General features: G+C 41.6%; 17 protein-coding genes. 4 read left to right on the forward strand and 13 right to left on the reverse strand.

Translation table 11 applies throughout. The features are described from left to right. Genes J2T20_RS00160 through J2T20_RS00175 form a run of 4 tightly spaced genes read left to right on the forward strand, consistent with a single transcriptional unit; the run spans position 1 to position 3,544 of the window. On the forward strand, positions 1-684 hold the full coding sequence (locus J2T20_RS00160) for a glycosyltransferase family 2 protein (protein ID WP_307584427.1): 684 nt from the start codon (positions 1-3) through the stop codon (positions 682-684). Positions 685-699: 15 nt separating this feature from the next. After that, positions 700-2,019, forward strand: coding sequence for a glycosyltransferase (locus J2T20_RS00165; RefSeq protein WP_307584429.1), 1,320 nt, complete (start codon positions 700-702; stop codon positions 2,017-2,019). Next, entirely contained in the window at positions 2,016-2,534 is a 519-nt protein-coding gene (locus tag J2T20_RS00170; RefSeq protein WP_307584432.1) for a PIG-L deacetylase family protein, read from the forward strand. The genes J2T20_RS00165 and J2T20_RS00170 overlap by 4 nt, the downstream gene beginning before the upstream one ends. Before the next feature lie 53 nt (positions 2,535-2,587). Next, complete coding sequence (locus J2T20_RS00175) at positions 2,588-3,544, forward strand: glycosyltransferase (protein ID WP_307584434.1); 957 nt, start codon at positions 2,588-2,590, stop codon at positions 3,542-3,544. 519 nt (positions 3,545-4,063) lie between these two features. On the opposite strand, the gene J2T20_RS00180 is transcribed toward J2T20_RS00175, so the two are convergent. From J2T20_RS00180 to J2T20_RS00240, 13 genes are read right to left on the reverse strand one after another with little or no spacing between them, the layout of a single operon-like run. Next, on the reverse strand, positions 4,064-5,368 hold the full coding sequence (locus J2T20_RS00180; RefSeq protein WP_307584436.1) for an MFS transporter: 1,305 nt from the start codon (positions 5,366-5,368) through the stop codon (positions 4,064-4,066). Positions 5,369-5,395: 27 nt separating this feature from the next. Next, entirely contained in the window at positions 5,396-6,043 is a 648-nt protein-coding gene (locus tag J2T20_RS00185) for a TetR/AcrR family transcriptional regulator (RefSeq protein ID WP_307584438.1), read from the reverse strand. Positions 6,044-6,097: 54 nt separating this feature from the next. Further along, entirely contained in the window at positions 6,098-6,865 is a 768-nt protein-coding gene (locus J2T20_RS00190) for an ABC transporter ATP-binding protein (protein WP_307584439.1), read from the reverse strand. Positions 6,866-6,876: 11 nt separating this feature from the next. After that, positions 6,877-9,216: an ABC transporter permease gene (locus J2T20_RS00195; RefSeq protein WP_307584441.1), complete on the reverse strand. Its 2,340-nt coding sequence runs from the start codon at positions 9,214-9,216 to the stop codon at positions 6,877-6,879. 33 nt (positions 9,217-9,249) lie between these two features. After that, complete coding sequence (locus J2T20_RS00200; RefSeq protein ID WP_307584443.1) at positions 9,250-9,996, reverse strand: thioesterase II family protein; 747 nt, start codon at positions 9,994-9,996, stop codon at positions 9,250-9,252. A gap of 30 nt (positions 9,997-10,026) precedes the next feature. Next, a complete protein-coding gene (locus J2T20_RS00205; RefSeq protein WP_307584445.1) occupies positions 10,027-10,857 on the reverse strand; it encodes a hypothetical protein in 831 nt (276 codons plus the stop codon). A 3-nt stretch (positions 10,858-10,860) separates the two neighbouring features. Further along, positions 10,861-11,118 (reverse strand): acyl carrier protein, encoded by a 258-nt coding sequence (locus J2T20_RS00210; RefSeq protein WP_307584447.1) that lies wholly within the window; start codon positions 11,116-11,118, stop codon positions 10,861-10,863. Between the two features lie 24 nt (positions 11,119-11,142). Continuing rightward, a complete protein-coding gene (locus J2T20_RS00215) occupies positions 11,143-12,180 on the reverse strand; it encodes an HAD-IIIC family phosphatase (RefSeq protein ID WP_307584449.1) in 1,038 nt (345 codons plus the stop codon). An 18-nt stretch (positions 12,181-12,198) separates the two neighbouring features. After that, on the reverse strand, positions 12,199-13,050 hold the full coding sequence (locus J2T20_RS00220; RefSeq protein ID WP_307584451.1) for a 3-hydroxyacyl-CoA dehydrogenase family protein: 852 nt from the start codon (positions 13,048-13,050) through the stop codon (positions 12,199-12,201). Positions 13,051-13,083: 33 nt separating this feature from the next. Beyond that, positions 13,084-14,409, reverse strand: coding sequence for an aspartate aminotransferase family protein (locus J2T20_RS00225; protein WP_307584453.1), 1,326 nt, complete (start codon positions 14,407-14,409; stop codon positions 13,084-13,086). Continuing rightward, entirely contained in the window at positions 14,406-15,365 is a 960-nt protein-coding gene (locus J2T20_RS00230; protein ID WP_307584455.1) for an ACP S-malonyltransferase, read from the reverse strand. The genes J2T20_RS00225 and J2T20_RS00230 overlap by 4 nt, the downstream gene beginning before the upstream one ends. Further along, on the reverse strand, positions 15,362-16,510 hold the full coding sequence (locus J2T20_RS00235) for an acyl-CoA dehydrogenase family protein (RefSeq protein WP_307584457.1): 1,149 nt from the start codon (positions 16,508-16,510) through the stop codon (positions 15,362-15,364). The genes J2T20_RS00230 and J2T20_RS00235 overlap by 4 nt, the downstream gene beginning before the upstream one ends. Continuing rightward, positions 16,510-16,761 carry an acyl carrier protein gene (locus J2T20_RS00240; RefSeq protein WP_307584458.1) on the reverse strand — a complete coding sequence of 84 codons (252 nt, stop codon included), beginning with the start codon at positions 16,759-16,761 and terminating at the stop codon, positions 16,510-16,512. The genes J2T20_RS00235 and J2T20_RS00240 overlap by 1 nt, the downstream gene beginning before the upstream one ends.

A 16,761-nucleotide genomic window follows, 5' to 3' on the forward strand; every position in this document is an offset into this window, starting at 1 on the left:
GTGTCGCTTGCACGAATTGACCAGCTTGTAAGTATCGTGATCCCGTGCTTTAACGCAGAATCTTACATTGAGGACTGTCTGGATCATTTATACGACCAAATCTACCCAAGCACAGAAATCATTGTTGTGGATGATGCATCCACGGACAATTCTGTCGATCGTATCCAATTGTGGCAGGCTCGCCGGCGATTCCCCCGTTTTACACTGCTTCAGTTGCCTCGTAATGTAGGATTTTCCGGTTCTCTAACAACGGGGCTGTTTATGGCGCACGGAGAATATATCGCAATTCACGATGCGGATGACTACTCTCATCCAGAAAGGATTAGTAAACAGGTCGAGTTTCTGATGAATCACCCGCAGATTAGTATGGTCGGCACGAATTATATGGCTTTTGAAGATAGCGACATCCTGCAACAAACCCCGTCGAATTGGCTAAGTTATGGTGAGGATATCCCCATGAGATATGCGATAGGAGAGCACTGCGTCTCTCATCCTACGATTCTGTTTCGAGGCAGTGTATTCGATCGCCTGGGAGGGCTTACTCGGAACATTAATGGGGCCGAAGACTATGAGTTTATTGCCAAGTGCGTTTCTAACGGTATTAGAGTCGAAAACCTGCGTGAGACCCTATATTATTACCGCTCTCATCCGGACCAGCGTTCCCGTGAATTTTATTCAGAATAAGGAGTTGAATTAGAATTGAGAAAAAAGGCAGAGGTTCGCAGCAAGAAACCCATGGTTAAGAAACGTATATACAGCAAAAAGCCGCTTGTACAATACGTCGTGAACGCTCAACCGCCCAAGCAAGTGGTCTGGCTTAATAAAGAAGTATCCAATCACAGCATTGAACGTCGATATTCAGTTAGAGATTTACGTATTTTAATGGTCATAGACCAATTTAATATCGGCGGAACTGAAACACATGTGTTGACATGCGCACGAGAATTGCTTAGAAACGGTGTTCACGTCGTTGTAGCTGGAAAACGGGGAGAAATGTGTGATGCCTTCGCCGCATTAGGCTGTCCCGTATATGAGATTAATTTCGTCACGAACGAACATATAAGTAATGATGCTGATGAGCAGAAGATCATCTCCCAGTTAAAACAAATCATGAATACGGAAGGCATTACAGCTGTTCATATTCATCAAATCCCTTCAGGTTCTTTCGCAGCAAAAGCCGCAGATCAATTGTGTATCCCTCGCATATGGACGCTCCACATGTTACTTCCGTTTACAATCGATGAAATCGAGCTGATAAAAAGCAGCGCGGCGATCGTCTGCGTGAGCCCTTCCATCGTAAAACAATTACCTGTAAAGGGGCTGCCTGTCCAATTGATTCCTAACGGAATTGATACCGTACAGTTCAATTACCGCTCGATTATTCAGAGTGACTTACGCGAAGAACTTGGGTTTCCAAAAGGTACGCCCGTTATTATGTACGCCGGAAGATTGTCTTGGGAAAAAGCGGATATTTGCAGAGACGTCATAGAAGCATGCAGACAGTTAAAGGCCGAACACTACCCTAACCTAAATATCCTCGTGACTGGTGAAGGTCGGCATAGTGAGAATATTAAATCGCTTGTTGATGTAATTCACAAAGAAATGAAAGGAAAATTCATTCATTTGCTAGGGAATACTCTCAATATGTCTTCCTATTATTCCATCTGCGATGTCTTTGTTGGCACCGGGAGAACTGCTGTTGAGGCTCTGGCCTGCTGTCGTCCAGTGGTCGCTGTTGGTGTGAAAGGTTTTGTTGGACTGGTTCATCCAGGAAATTATCGATCCGCATGGGAGACATGGTTCGGTGATCATCATGCCGATGAAATCTGGACAGTAGATAAGTTAAAAGCTGATATAAAGCGAGCGGTGGATATGCCGGTTCAAGAAAAGATGGAAACAGGCTGGGTAAACCGAAATCTGGTGAAGGAACAATTCAACTTCACCCGCACTACAGACATGTTGATGAACGTATATGCAAACATTCTAAAAGATCGTTATGCCCCCTATGAGGTGGAATGATGTTCTCCAAATCGACTGCAGATAAGCTCATGGTAGTCGCTCATCCTGACGATGAAAGCATATTTGGAGGCGGGGCTTTAATAGAGGAGTCAGGATGGAAAGTCATTTGCTTGACTAACGGAAGCAACGAGACTCGTTCCCGGGAATTTCGAACAGCGATGAAGTTCGTAGATGCCAGGTGCGAAATATGGGATTTCCCGGACGAATATGGCGGAGATTTTGATGAAGAAGAAGTGAAAGATGCATTAAGAAACCTGCTGAATACCGGCCATTTCAATAAAGTGGTCACTCATAATCTGCAAGGGGAATACGGGCATAGCCAGCATCAGTCGCTATCCCGTATTTTGCACAGCATGAATTTAGATTGTTTATATGTATTCGATACAGGGAATGATTCGCTTCCATTTCATATATTGCAAAAGAAACTCCAATTATTGCAGCACTATAAAAGCCAAATGTATGTCATTGAACAATTGATGCCCTTCATAGTGAACGAGCGATTAATTCGGGGTTGACCCGTGGGAATCTTAAGCTCCCATACACGATTATCAAGCAGAGGTGATCTACGGTGATCATTGTTCAGATCGCTCCTAACATCATTCCTCTTCCAGGCAGCGGAGGTCTCGAAAGGGTCGTTTACAATTTATCGGATGCGCTTGTGGATATGGGACATGAGGTCTATGTATATGCTCTGGCAGGGAGCCGAAGCCGTGCTGTCGTCATTCCGTATGGACATCGGTATAAGACTGACAGCATCAAGGATTTCGTTCTTGATACGATACCCGACAATACCGATATCATACACGACCACACACATGATCTCCTGTTTGGAAAGGAAGACCTTCACATTCCAACGGTCTCAACGATTCACACGGAATGGTCGCTTGATGTCCCAGTAAAGCATCCAGTATATGTGAGTCGTACGAAGCTAAAACAGTCTCCTTACCGCCATAAAGGATATTATGTACACAATGGAATCGACCTTGACGAGTATAAATATAGTGCGTACAAAAAAGATTATTTGCTGTTCCTAGGACGAATTGATTGGGAAAAAGGCGTGCATACTGCGATTGATGTGGCCGAAATGACAGGTATAAGAACGATAATAGCAGGTCCCGCCTGGGACGGAGATCTGTTTAAGCAGATCCTTCCTCGAATTAATAACAGTCCTAACATCGAATATGTCAGTGAAGTTCATGGAAAAGCAAAACAAGATTTACTGCGTCATGCCAAGTGGCTCATGTTTCCAACGGCTTGCGAAGAGCAATTTGGACTCGTGATGGTCGAAGCGATGGCCTGTGGTACGCCTGTTGCCGCATTCCCGAGAGGGGCTGTCCCGGAAGTATTGTCCGGATTTCCACAATTCTTGTGTGAAAGCGTAGAGGCTATGGCGGAGAAGGTTATGGGCGATGCATCAGTCCATCCTGAACAGCTACGTCAATATGTCGCTAGTCGATTTACGAAAGAAAAGATGGCTGAGCGTTACTTGAAAATCTACGAGAAGATTATTGGACTAAATCATTAAGCTTTTAGTCAACACTACAGCCGTTTCCCGGAACTTAACCGGGGAACGGCTATTTTTCTGCCGATACAATGCGTCATTCGAATGCACAAAAAAGCCCAAGATATCTATCAGTTTGATTTCCCGACAGATTGCCTCTTCGATTCGATAGGTGCTGCTCCCTTGCAGAAGCTTATATAGAATTTCACAATTATGCCTGATCTTAGTCAAGATTTAGTTATTAAATTTCCCCCAAATGTATCTTTAAAGAGACCTGTACAAGGGCATGAGATTCTACTGGCAATAGATAAGGCCCGGAAGACCCTTGGTTATGATCCACGGCATACATGGCGTTCTTCCCCATAAAAAATAAATTAGCCCCGCTTCAGGGGCTGATTTAAGATTTTCGATACAACGGGCAGCAAAAGTGGCCAGCTTCGTTCCTTTGCCTGAGGCGGTAGCTTTCAATAGCCCAAACCTTAAAGATGATAATTAAGATCGCGTTCAACCTTCGACTCGTAAATGTCGCGACTGGAAGTCAGATTACTCAGATTGAGTAAGTCTACTGCTATTCTCCAAACTTTTTATGGATTCGAACCTAGAGGTAATACCAGCCAATACCATCACTAAAACCCCGGCAATAATAAATAATAGTCCAATTCCTCTACCGGGACCTGTGCCGATAATTTCTCCGATGCTGGGGGCAAGAAGTCCCCCTTCTTCTAATAGAGGATTAAATACATGGTCTGCCAGGAAACCCGCTAGACTGTATGCGACAACAAAACCTAGCTGTGAGAGTATCCCGATGATGCCCCATACCCTGCCTTGTTTTTCATTAGAGATATTCTGCCGTACTAACACATCAGCACTGGTATTGATGAATGGCAGTGCTGAGAGGAATAAGAATCCAGCCCCTATTATAAAATAAAGGTTGGTGGTTAGTCCCAATAACGAAAAGGATAATCCGGCGAAAACCATACCCCATACCAACATGCGGGAATACTTCTTGCTAACACTGAATATGCCGATAACTAGACTGCTAATTATCATCCCTACCGCACTCACGGACTGAAAGGTTCCAAGTGTTCTCGCATCGGAAAACGACAGTATCATCGGTCCGATCAGAGTCTGCAAAAAGCCGAGATAAAAAGTAACAATTGAAATAATAGTTACGAGAAGCAGGATCCCCTTACTAGACGAAATCGCATTCCAACCCTCTTTTAAATCCGTTAGGAAATTTTGATTTTCAGATTCTTTGGATACGGTCTGTAAATTCTTTTTAACAAACAAAACTGCAAGTATAGCAACCGCAAATGTAGAGATATCAATAATTAGAATGTTCTCTATCTTCGTAATACTGAGTAGGAATCCGGCTATGATTGGCGAGAATAGGAATTTGGCTGATTCGGCCAATTGGACCAAACCGCTTCCCTTTGAAAATTGCTCATCCGTTAATAAGTCAGTAGCCGAAGCTTTGTAAGCCGGACTTTGTAGGGCAGCAAAGATGGAGCTGATCGTAACTCCAACATATATCTGCCAGAGCTGAACATCCCCGGTCAACATTACAAATAAAATGAATACAAGCCCCAGAGCAGAACCCAGATCTCCTAAAATCATCATAACCCGTCGATCATATCGATCTGCCAACACCCCGCCAACAGGTCTTAATAAAATGGAGGGCAGAAATGAGAATAGGGTAATTAAAGCAGCACTAGTAGCCGTATTTGTCTTCTCAAAGGCATAAACCCCCAGAGAAAAAGCTGTCAACCCCACCCCGATAGATGATATCATCTGACCCATCCACACAATAAGAAACTTATTAAATGATTTATTATTTACAACTTCCATTGGTTTCTCACATCCGTTCCGCTCAGATTATTCCTTTTGTAATCTCAGCATCTGCTCATACATTCTGGGTATATAGCTGAAGCTCCCCTTTTCAGCCCCTAACGTAGTTTCGATAATATAAGCAAAAGCCTTTGCCTTTTTGATAATTTCCGCAGGCTCCCATTGGAATAGACCCGTATCCAGCAAAAATTGAGAAGATACTAATAAAAACTCAACCACTTCCTTTGGCGCCGGTGTATTAAATATTCCCTCCTTTATTCCTTGTTCAACAACATCAGCCAGAATGGGAGTCAGTAACAAGATGGTTTGAACTAGACTTTTCTGATGCATCTCGGCATTATCTACCCGGTGCAGCTGTTCAATAATTTGGTCCTTTCGACTGCTGTCCTGATTTTGCGCCATTATGATTTGATAAATTTTTTCATGGGAATTAAGTTTTGGGTTGGCGGCGATCCCTTTTGCAGCGGCCAACCCCATGTTCATAAAACGCATTACTATTGCGTCCATGACTTCTTCTTTGGATTGAAAATAGTAGTAAAAGGTACCTTTGGCGATTCCAATCCTTCGCAGAATGTCATTTACTGTAGTTTTTGAATAGCCCTTAGTGCCAAAGAGAACCTCAGCAGCATCCAGGATTTCACTTCTACGTTCTTCCGGCCTTTTTAGAACCCTCATCAGCATACCCCCACCGTTGTAGACCGACCCCCGGTCTACAACGGTCAAAATAATTTAGAAGCCCATTTCCATTAGCCATCTCGAAAGTTTATTTTCTCTCGCTTTAATATCATTTTTCTCTTTGGAGTATTTCCCCAACTGTTGCTCGGCAATGATATTGCCGTCCAGCATGAAGAGAACACGTTCTGTTTTTGCAGCAACTTTAACATCATGAGTCACAATCATAATCGTTGTTCCCGCGTGGTTGATATCTGCCAGAATTTCCATGATTTCAGTAGCCGACTTGGAATTCAAGGCACCCGTAGGTTCATCACCAAACACAATATCCGGATTATTAATGAGCGCTCTGCAAATAGCTACACGCTGAAGCTGTCCACCGGAAGCTTGGGTAATATCATTATTAGCAAGTTCTGAAATTCCAGTCTGCTTCATTAAGCGTAGCGCTCTTTGATTGATTTTTTCCCGACTGCTGACCTTCGCCATATATGCCGACAGGATGATATTGTCAAAGATGCTTAGATTTTTTAACAGATGAATGTGCTGAAAAATAAACCCCATTTTATTCAGACGTAATTTAGCCAATTCATTCTCAGAAAGAGCAGAGATTTCATGACCATTAAAGAAAACACTTCCTGAAGTCACATTATCCATTCCGCTAATATTGTAGAGCAATGTTGATTTTCCTGAACCTGAGGGACCCATCACAGAAACGAATTCACCCTTTTTAATTTGCAGGTTCACATTTTTAAGAATGTTATGCTGAGTTTTATTATTCACAATATATGTTTTATTCAGTTCCTTTGACTCTAATATATTATTCATTGATTTCCTCCCTATTCTACAATCATCTCAGAAATGCTGGATTTTTTGATCGAAATGATGCTGATTAATGTTGTAATCGTCACAACAAACATTAAGACAAGCGGGCAAAGAATATAGGCTTGAACTGGATCAATAACGAATTTAATTTGAGAAGCGCCAAAAAAGGAAAGAATTATACTTACAATTTTCTGCCCAATCGTGTTTGAAACAATCGTGCCCAGGATGATCCCGATATTGAGTACCAATAGCGCCATGGTTACATATTTTATTCGGATATCCCTTAGCGTAAATCCAATACTTTTCAGGATAGCAATTTGAGCGTAATCTTTGGCAACCAACATTTTTAAGAACAAGGATGTTATTAGGATGGATACAAAGATAGCGATCAAAATAGCCAGAATAGTGATTAGTTTAAGCTGATCAATGGTATTCCCTAGGGTTTGGTCTAAATACCCCTGAAGATGAGTGACCTTTGCCGGATAAAATGCTTCCTCATATTCAGCTATTTTCCCTTTGATATCGGTATGATCGGATACATCTAGACTGACTACATACCAAAGTACAGCATCCGCATTGAAGGGCATAAGTGCTTTGGCTGTTCGGCCCCCGTTGGTCACGTCTTGGTAAATACCGCTAACTACCATATTTTTTTCTGTTCCGTCGACTACTAGTTGAAGCTGATCGCCCACATTCTTCCCCATGTCTTTGCTGTTGGCATAAGAGAGAGCAATTTCATTGTCGCTTGTCGGAGCATTCCCATTTACATAATCTAAGGGGAAAATAGAAAAATCTCCGGTTTCGATACTGATGTTCTCTAGAGCACCGTCGTTATTTATCATCTTAAACTGACTGGTTACCAGTGGAGAAAATTTCTCAACATCTTTATCGTTCTTAATATAAGAATTCATTTCCTCATATCTTTCAACGATATTATCTGTCAGACGCAAATCGATCCGTATATCACTTTGCCCTATCCCCATATAGGAGATGAAACTCGGAGACTGAATCGTGTTCAGGAAATTCACCGGAATGATGATGATAAATGAACTTACTAAGAAGACAATCAATAACAATCTAAACATCTTAAATCGTTGAAAGACATCCTTAACCCCAAGGAAGATAGGAATATTAAAGAATTTACTTTTGTGTAGAGGCAGAGAATCTGTCCTGACCTTTGCATCACCGATATTTCCGGAACGCAAAGCTTCTATTGTAGAGATCTTTTTGAACCTTCTGAGTACTAAGCTGCAGAATAAGACCACCATTAAAAAAATCAAGACTACAGCAATAAAGGATATCAGATGTTGTAAAACACTCTTCGGCGCTGTGCCTATATAAAGCATAATATTAGCGGTGAACAAACGGTTTAGGAATATGGAGGCCAGGAATCCGATTATAGATGCTGCAGCTGCCATAACAACATATTTTGTCAGGTACATTTTTTTAATATAACTCTGACTGATTCCTATCGCCTTCATGACTCCAATTTCTCTGTAATCTTCTTCGATCGTTGCCAATATCGTAAACCTGATGCAAAGGATGGCTATGACATTCAGAAGAATACTCACAAAGATAACAACCGCCGCTACTACACCATCAGTAATTGAATTTAAAGTCTTGAACAAACTGTAGTCAACGGACGGCCCCTTCTTAGGCAAGTTAGAGGATTGGTACGCATTGCTGAACTCGCTAAGCTTGCTGAAATCATTTAATTGAAATTCAACCAGGTATTCAATTTCACCGAGATTACTCTTAAGCCTTTCGAAATCGCCTTTATGTACTACAAATCGCTTGGAATGAATAATAGAAGGATTCATCTGAACGTCACGGACAAAATCGACCACTGTGAATTCCATATTAAAGGATGGCGTGGTAATTTTGACTTTGTCTCCGATATTCATATTTTTCTGCTGCTTATAGTAAATAGGTACAGCAATTTCACCTCGGGAGAGTTGGATGACTTGGCTTTCCAGATTAAGCAGCAAATCGAATGACGTGTTCTGCCGGACAAAATCAAGATCCATAATACTGTTCTTCTCTGACTCAGCATCGTTACCCAAATATAGATTCGATCCGTCTATATTAATCATTTCTACAGTCTGCTGAGCTTTCACAAGGTCATTCTTTGAAGTCCAGTCATCAATTTCCGATTGATTTAATTCTCCGGAATGCATCTGAACGAAATGCGGAGCTTTCGATGCAGTAAATAGGTTATTCAAAGAATTGGATAATTCCATGATCATGCTTGAACCCGCCGAGACAAGTAACGCTGATAACAAAATAAAAATAAACAGTGCAATCGTTATGCTCTTTTTTCTGGAGAAATCTTTTTTCAACATGTTTAATAACATCCGGTTACCATTACTCCTTTCAATCGTTCCAATTTATACAGTCTGTCGAAGTAAAATATCACCAAGATGTTCTGCAACAACCTTTGCCTTAGCGGAAATAAACATATGGGACCCGCCTTCAATAGGGACTACCTTGATTTCATTACTAAAATACTTCATCCACTGGATTACCGATTCCATGGGAACTACTTTGTCATTTTCACCCCAGAGAAAGGAGACAGGGATATCTAATGGTTTAAAATCAAGGATCGAAGACGTCTCCAATACTCTGAAATCGGCGCGTATAACCGGAAGAAAATATTCTAGCAAGCTTCTCTCATGAATAAGTTCCTCCGGAATTCCATCATAAGAAATAAGGTGATCAATAAGCTTATCGTTTGACAAGTTAAAATAATTTGTCCCCTTAAATTCACAAGGCGTATTGCAAGCGGATAATACCAACTGGAGAGAATTTGATGTATAATCACCGGAATTCAGCAGACGCTGCGCTAAAAAATAGGCGATAATCCCCCCCATGCTATGACCTAAAAAAACACTGTGAGGTTTGATTATGGCTTGCAGTTCCTTGTAATACATATCCAAAAGAGTTCCAATATGCTGTACAGGTTCACTTGTGCTTAAACCATGACCCGGCGGATTTAACGACCAGACTTCAAACTCCTCATCCAAAGCATTCGCCAAGTCTAGATAGGAATTCGCATAACCCCCCAGGTAAGGGAAGCAGATCATCTGCCACTTCCCTGCTCCCGGTTTCAATTGTTGAAATATTTCGGTTTCCATAGGACCTCCTGTATACTCAGATTGGGTAAATTAGGCTTTTATAAAATCCGGAAAAACCTGCAAAGGCTGAGCGATGTTCTTTTTCTTAAATACAAAGTGTATTACAACGGCCGCAATAATAAAGTAGGAGATTTGCAGCTTTTGTACATCTGGATTGAAGAAATACAGTTGGATTTGGCTACCTGTCGCAGCAAGCCAGAAGGCAAATAGGTAGAATAGAAGGTTCCCTTTGGTGGCGTTGAAAATGTAGCTTTGGAAGACAACAAAAACCATCAGTTGAGCAACATAAAATAAGTAGGATGTCGATGTTCCGAACGAAGAAATAATGTAACCCGGGAGCACCCACAGTCCAAATAAAAAGCCGGTTAGCAACGCACTTGTAATGTTATTCTTAAATTTCCCTTGCAAGAACGGTAATAAAAATCCGATCCATCCGAAAACTCCACCGATCAACCCTGTTTCTTTAATGAAATTCACCAACGCCGCTATAAACATTTCTGGAACAGTGAAGGTGATATCCGGGACTGGTAATCCAAAGAGCAAGGAACCAAAATGCATCGTCAAACCAAAGAGTATAAAAATTCCTAAAATAATAGGAAACCAGACCAAATCTTGCTTTCTCGGAATGAGTTTGGAGAATAGTCCTTTTAAAGCTTCGGTCCCACCCATAACATAATATGTAATAATTCCGGCAATTGAAGGTGAATACAAAGCAATAATAGCCAACGGATGCATTAATGTAAGTTCTCCGGTGAGTGGAACAAGGAAATCTTCAAAGAGAATAAAGGAAATGGCAATTCCCCAACATACGGCAAAAGAAATGCCCAAATATAAATAGAGATACTTATTATTACTTTTCATCGACTAATTCTCCTTTATTAATAGTTTCTTATTCATCAAAGCTGTAAGATTATTTACCGTGCTGAAGTTCTTGAGATCCAGTTCCTCATTTTCAATCTCAACCCCAAACCTTGATTCCACAAAATCTACTAATCTCATGGCAAAAAGGGAATTCACGAATCTGAGTTCAAAATAATTATCATCGTCTGAAAACACAACCTCGTCATTATCAATGGATAAGTTTTCACCAATAAATGTTCTAATTTCGTCTCGATAATTCATAAAATCCTCCTTGGAAAATAAAATTTATTCATTGATGAAGAGTTCTATATAGTCAGGAAAATTCATGATGTTGTTCAGATCATGCTCAAACACAACATTCCCATTCTCATCTGAGGTTTTTTCTCGAAACCCGGCAAATCGGAAGCTTACATTCATCATCCGATTACGTCCGGTATCCCGAAAATCCGCCAGTAAGATTTTGTTTTGCTTCTTAGCTTGTTTCATAATATGAGTGAGTAGAACGGTACCCACTCCCCTTGAAATAACCCTGCATGACATCAGCATCATCTCAAGTCTCCAATATTCTTCTCCCATATGGATTAGGGCCAATCCGATTTTCCCATAGGTTCCATATTTGTCTTCCAATTCGCAGACAAGCAGCTGATGATCATCAGATAACCTCAACGCATTTAATTCATCGTAACTAAACGTTTTACCTGTGGCATTCAACTGATTTGTTCTTATAGTAAGTTCTTCAGACCGTTTCAAATCATCTAATTCAGCAGGGTAGATGGAGAATTTCATGTTGAGTGATGCCAAAAAAGCGTCTGAGGGTCCTTTGTATTCACTTTCTGCTTGTTTCCTCTTATAGTCATCTTGATACATTTTTCGCCTACGGGCCGAATCCACAGTTATAAATCTTGGACTTAACCGAGGGTTCGTTAAGAGTGTCAGGTATTCGCTTGAATTAAGGCAATTTACCAAGGGATGAACATTTTTCACCTCCTCCAATTCGAATTCTTGATCATCCACAAAAAGAATGGCATCCATCCCAAAGTTTATATTCTTCTGAATTTGTTCCAAGGCAAAAGACTTCGCATTCCAATGAATTTCTGGATACAGAAAGTAATCATTCAACCCAAATCCCTCAAGCTTTGCCATAGCTAGATCATAGTCATTTTTACTCGAAATGGAGTTAAGGATTCCCCTCTCATCCAGTGTTCTGATGATCTCGACTATTTCCGGTTTGAGCTGCACATCATTGGATTCTATGAGGACGCCATCCCATACCGTGTTATCTAAATCCCAAACTACACATTTAATCTCCTTATTCTCATCCATATACATGTCCTCTCTGCATTAATATTCATAGAAGCCTTTTCTGCTTTTCCGCCCCCACTGACCTGCGTCCACCATTTTTTGCAATAATGGACAGCATCTATACTTAGGATCGTGATAGCTGTTATACAGAACATCCAGGGAATGGACAACCGTATCAAGTCCTATTAAATCGGCCGTTTCCAGAGGTCCCATTTTATGATTGAAGCCTTGTTTGATAATGTTATCTACTTGTTCAGCTGTAGCAATTCCATCCTGGACGATAAAGGCAGCCTCATTCATGAACAGATGCGAAAGGCGATTAGATACAAACCCCGGCAAATCACCAATGACAATAGCGCTTTTTTCCAAGCTCCTTAAGAAAGAGACCACTTCTTCCTTAGTTTGATCAGAGGTATGATAACCTCTCACTACTTCGACCATTTCCTTAAGAGGCACCGGATTCATCAGATGAATACCGATCACTTTTGTAGGATCCGGTAGAAATGAGGCCAGTTTTGTAATAGATATGCAGCTTGTGTTAAGTGCAAAAAGCGTATCCTTCTTGCACACTTCAGCTAATCTCTTATATTCTGAAGTCTTTTCGTGCAGATTTTCACTAATATTTTCGATAACAATTTCGGCTTTCTCAATGTTCAAATAATCATCTTGAAATGTAATCCGACTGAGAATCGTATCCAAATTCACTGCGGAGTACTCCTTATTGAATAGACAAGCTGAACGATATTCCTGTTTGATTATTTTGGGGGCCTTTTCCAGAGCGGCAGCAGATATATCCTTCAGAATGACATCATACCCATGTCGTGATGCTTCCAGTGCAGTGGCACATCCCATGACTCCAGCGCCAATAATAGCAATTGTTTGGTTTTGCATCTGCAATTTTCTCCATTCTGATGATTCTATGGGTTAAATAAGCTCATCATATATTTCTTTTGTATCCAACAATGCCTTGCCCACTCTCTCACGGAACCAATATATATCATTCATGTTAAGTGAAATATTGGGATATAACCGGGAGATGGATGAGACAAGAATACCGTTCTTAGATAGGTTATTATGCAGAATAATATCTAGCGACATGATTTCAAAGGTGTAATCTGCAGTGGTTTGAAGAATGTCATTGCAGCAATGATAAGATGCGCAAGCAGGCGGGCCTTGAATCACAAGCGGAAGCCCTACTGCTTCAGCCTCAGTTTTTAAAATGTCGTGAATCATAGACATTTTTGTGTTCATTTGTGTCATAGCTAATCCATTATTTCTGCTTAGAATTTCAAGAGTCGTTTTAACTGCAGCTGTGCCTAAGGGGTAGCCGTTAAAGGTTCCCGCATGTATCACTTTCTTGTCTACCAATAACTGCATGATCTCTTTTTTACCGACCAGTGCTGAGACAGGAACCCCGCCCCCAGCAATTGCTTTCCCCAGTGTGGTCAAGTCTGGAATCACATCGAATTCTTCCTGCGCCCCGCCTAATCCCATTCGAAACCCGGTGATGATCTCATCAAAAATGAGTACAACATTATATTTATCACACAGTTCTCTCATTTTTTTCAGATACCCGGGAGCAGGCATAACCCCTCCACCATTTACACAAACCGGTTCAGTAATCACTGCTGCGATATCATCCCCGTTATTGATAAATAGTTCTTCCAAGAGGTCGGCATCATTCCAAGGTAATAGATAGGACTGGCTTTCAAGTGAATCCTTGGCTCGTCCAGCTGTACCTTTTAAATCCCCGAAATAATCCGAAGGTACCGGTTCTCCGGTTCTTGGAACCCGCCCACCCATAATATTGTCTGCATTTCCGTGATAATGACCTTCAAATCTGACAAAACGGTTTTTACCGGTCCAAGCCCTCGCTAACCGAAGAGCATTTTGCACAATTTCAGTTCCCGATAGTCCAAAGCGAATCATTTCAGCAGAAGGGATATATTTTGCGATTAATTCCAAGGCTTCGGCATCCATATCACAGTGACTCACCGAGAGAACTCTATCAATAGTTTCTTTAAGGCTCTCATTGTATTCCTTATTTCCGTGACCAACGATCAGCGCACCGAATCTAGCATACAAATCCAGGTATTCTTCACCATTCATATCCCAAACCCGGCTATCATTTGCTTTCAAAAAATGAATGGGGGTCTCTTCCCATGGGAGATGGAAGTTATAGTGCACACCTCCTGGCAGTAGCCCCTTCACTCGGTGATTGTAATCTTTCATACTGGTTTTTGTTATCACAGGATCACCTCCATATTCAACATTCCATAGAGTTTCTTCCGGTCTTCTTCATCATCAAAGGCTAAGCAGACCGGCAGCTCTGGATTCTCTTTCATAAGGTTCCTAGTAATTGGCTGCGGCCCGATATCTATGAATAAGTCCACCCCTGAATCTCGCATGCTTGAGAGGACCTGATTCCACTGAACAGGCAAGACTAATTGGTTGCCGAGGATGCTTGGAATGCAATCTGCCGGTTCAATGATTTTGCCAGTTACAGTGGACCATAGATCAAAGCATGTCGGTTCGAACTTGAGGTTGAGCAAGGCTTCTTCCAACTCAGGTTTTAGATAGGTCATCAAGGCAGTGTGATAAGGGGCATCTGCTTTCATAGGCATCATTCGAAAAGGAATAAATTGCCCTCCAACTTTATCTACTTCCTTTTCTAAAGAGCGAAGCGCACTTGGATAACCTGCAACAATAAATTGTTTGGGGGAATTATACCCTGATATAGCCACATAATCATTCACCTGAATGGACTCAATGATGTTGTTCAGAACTTCAACATTTAGATCGACCACAATACCGGCTCTCCCCTTTTTTTCTTCAAGAGCACGATGCATGATCGCGCCCCTTTGTCTGGCGTAGGAGACACCCTCAGAAAAGGACAATGCCCCAGCAGCGATAAGCGCTGAAATCTCACCTAAACTATGACCGGCACTGCAATAAGGTGTTAGTCCAAATTGATCTTTGAAGACTCGAAATAAAGCATAGCTTGCGGTGACAACCGCCGGTTGAGCATTTTCTGAACGTGTTAGTTCTTCCAGACGTCCATTCAAGATTAACGAACGAATATCAAAATTCAAGCTGCTGTTTGCCTCTTCAAATACCTCAGCCGCTACAGGGAACTTTTCAATCAGATCTTTGCACATGCCAATGTACTGACTGCCTTGCCCCGGGAATAACACCGCAAATCTCATCTCTTTCTACTCCTCTTGTTATACTGTTTCAATCCGTAATGAGAAATAATTTCCTGTTGCATCTGAGACGATCCTTCAATAATCTCTAGTACCTTGGCTTCCCGATACAATCTTTCCACCGGATATTGATTGGTGAATCCATTTGCACCGTGGATCTGCAGGGCATCATTGGTAACCTCCACTGCTACTTTAGATGTGAAATATTTAGAAATCGTTGTTTCAATAGAAGCATCTGAATGTTTTTGCTTGCGTAATTCACCGGCTCTTAAGCAGAGCGCCCTCGCAGCATGTAACTTGGTTACAGCATCTCCGATCATTCCTCTGATCAGCTGGAAGCTACTTATTTTTTGCTCGAATTGTGTACGGCTGCGGGAGTAAGTAACCATAGCATCCAATGCTTCCTGCGCAATTCCCAATCCCGCCCAAGCTATGCTGTAACGACCTTGGTCAAGTGCAGCGGAGACCACATACTCGAACGCGAAATTCAATTTCCCGAGCACATTACTCTTAGGAACCTTGACGTTCTCAAGGCGAATCTCTGCAAGATAGGTTGCGCGTGCAGCCAGCAAACCTTCGATTCGTTTCGTCTGAACACCGGGAAATGATCTCTCGACTAAGAATGCTGTACTCTTACCGTTATTGGAGGCAATAATAATAAAAACATCCGCTATATCCCCGAAAGTGATCCATTTCTTAGTACCATCGAGAACATAATAATCATCCTCTTCGTGCCAAGCTGTCTTGATGCTTTTTGCATCCGATCCTATATCCGGCTCCGATAATCCAAAAGCAGATATGACTTCACCGCTGGCTAGTCGCGGTAGCCACGACTCTTTTTGCTCCTCTGAACCAAATCGTAGTAAGGTCTCACTTACAAGGGAAGTATGCACAGTAATCAAACTTCTTGTAGCTGTACATGCCTTACCAAAAACTTCGGTAAATAAGCCATAGTAGACCGGATCCAGTCCCAAGCCCCCATATTCTTTGGGAAGAGATGCTGCTAAATACCCCTTGGAGGCCATTTTCGCAATCAGTTCACGAGGGATACCTCCCTGTTCTTCAAACTGATTCACATATGGACGAATTTCTGCATGTACAAAAGACTCCGCTTCCGCAATAATTGCTTGCTGTGTCTCTTCGTTCATCAGAGCACCTTCTCATTTAGACATTCGCTAAGGTAGCCTGCAAATTCAGATATTGTTTTGTATTCGAACAAGGCAACAGGGCTGATGTCTATATCCAGTTTTTTTCTGGCCCGGTTGATAATTTTCAAAGCCTGAATAGATGAGACACCGATTTTCAAAAAATTCACATTCTCATCGATATCATCAGGTTCTTGACCTAGGATAGCAGCAATTTCTGTCTTCATGAGCTCCACAATTTCGTCTCTATTCAT

Source organism: Paenibacillus wynnii (genome assembly GCF_030812855.1).
GTDB lineage: Bacteria > Bacillota > Bacilli > Paenibacillales > Paenibacillaceae > Paenibacillus_AQ > Paenibacillus_AQ wynnii_A.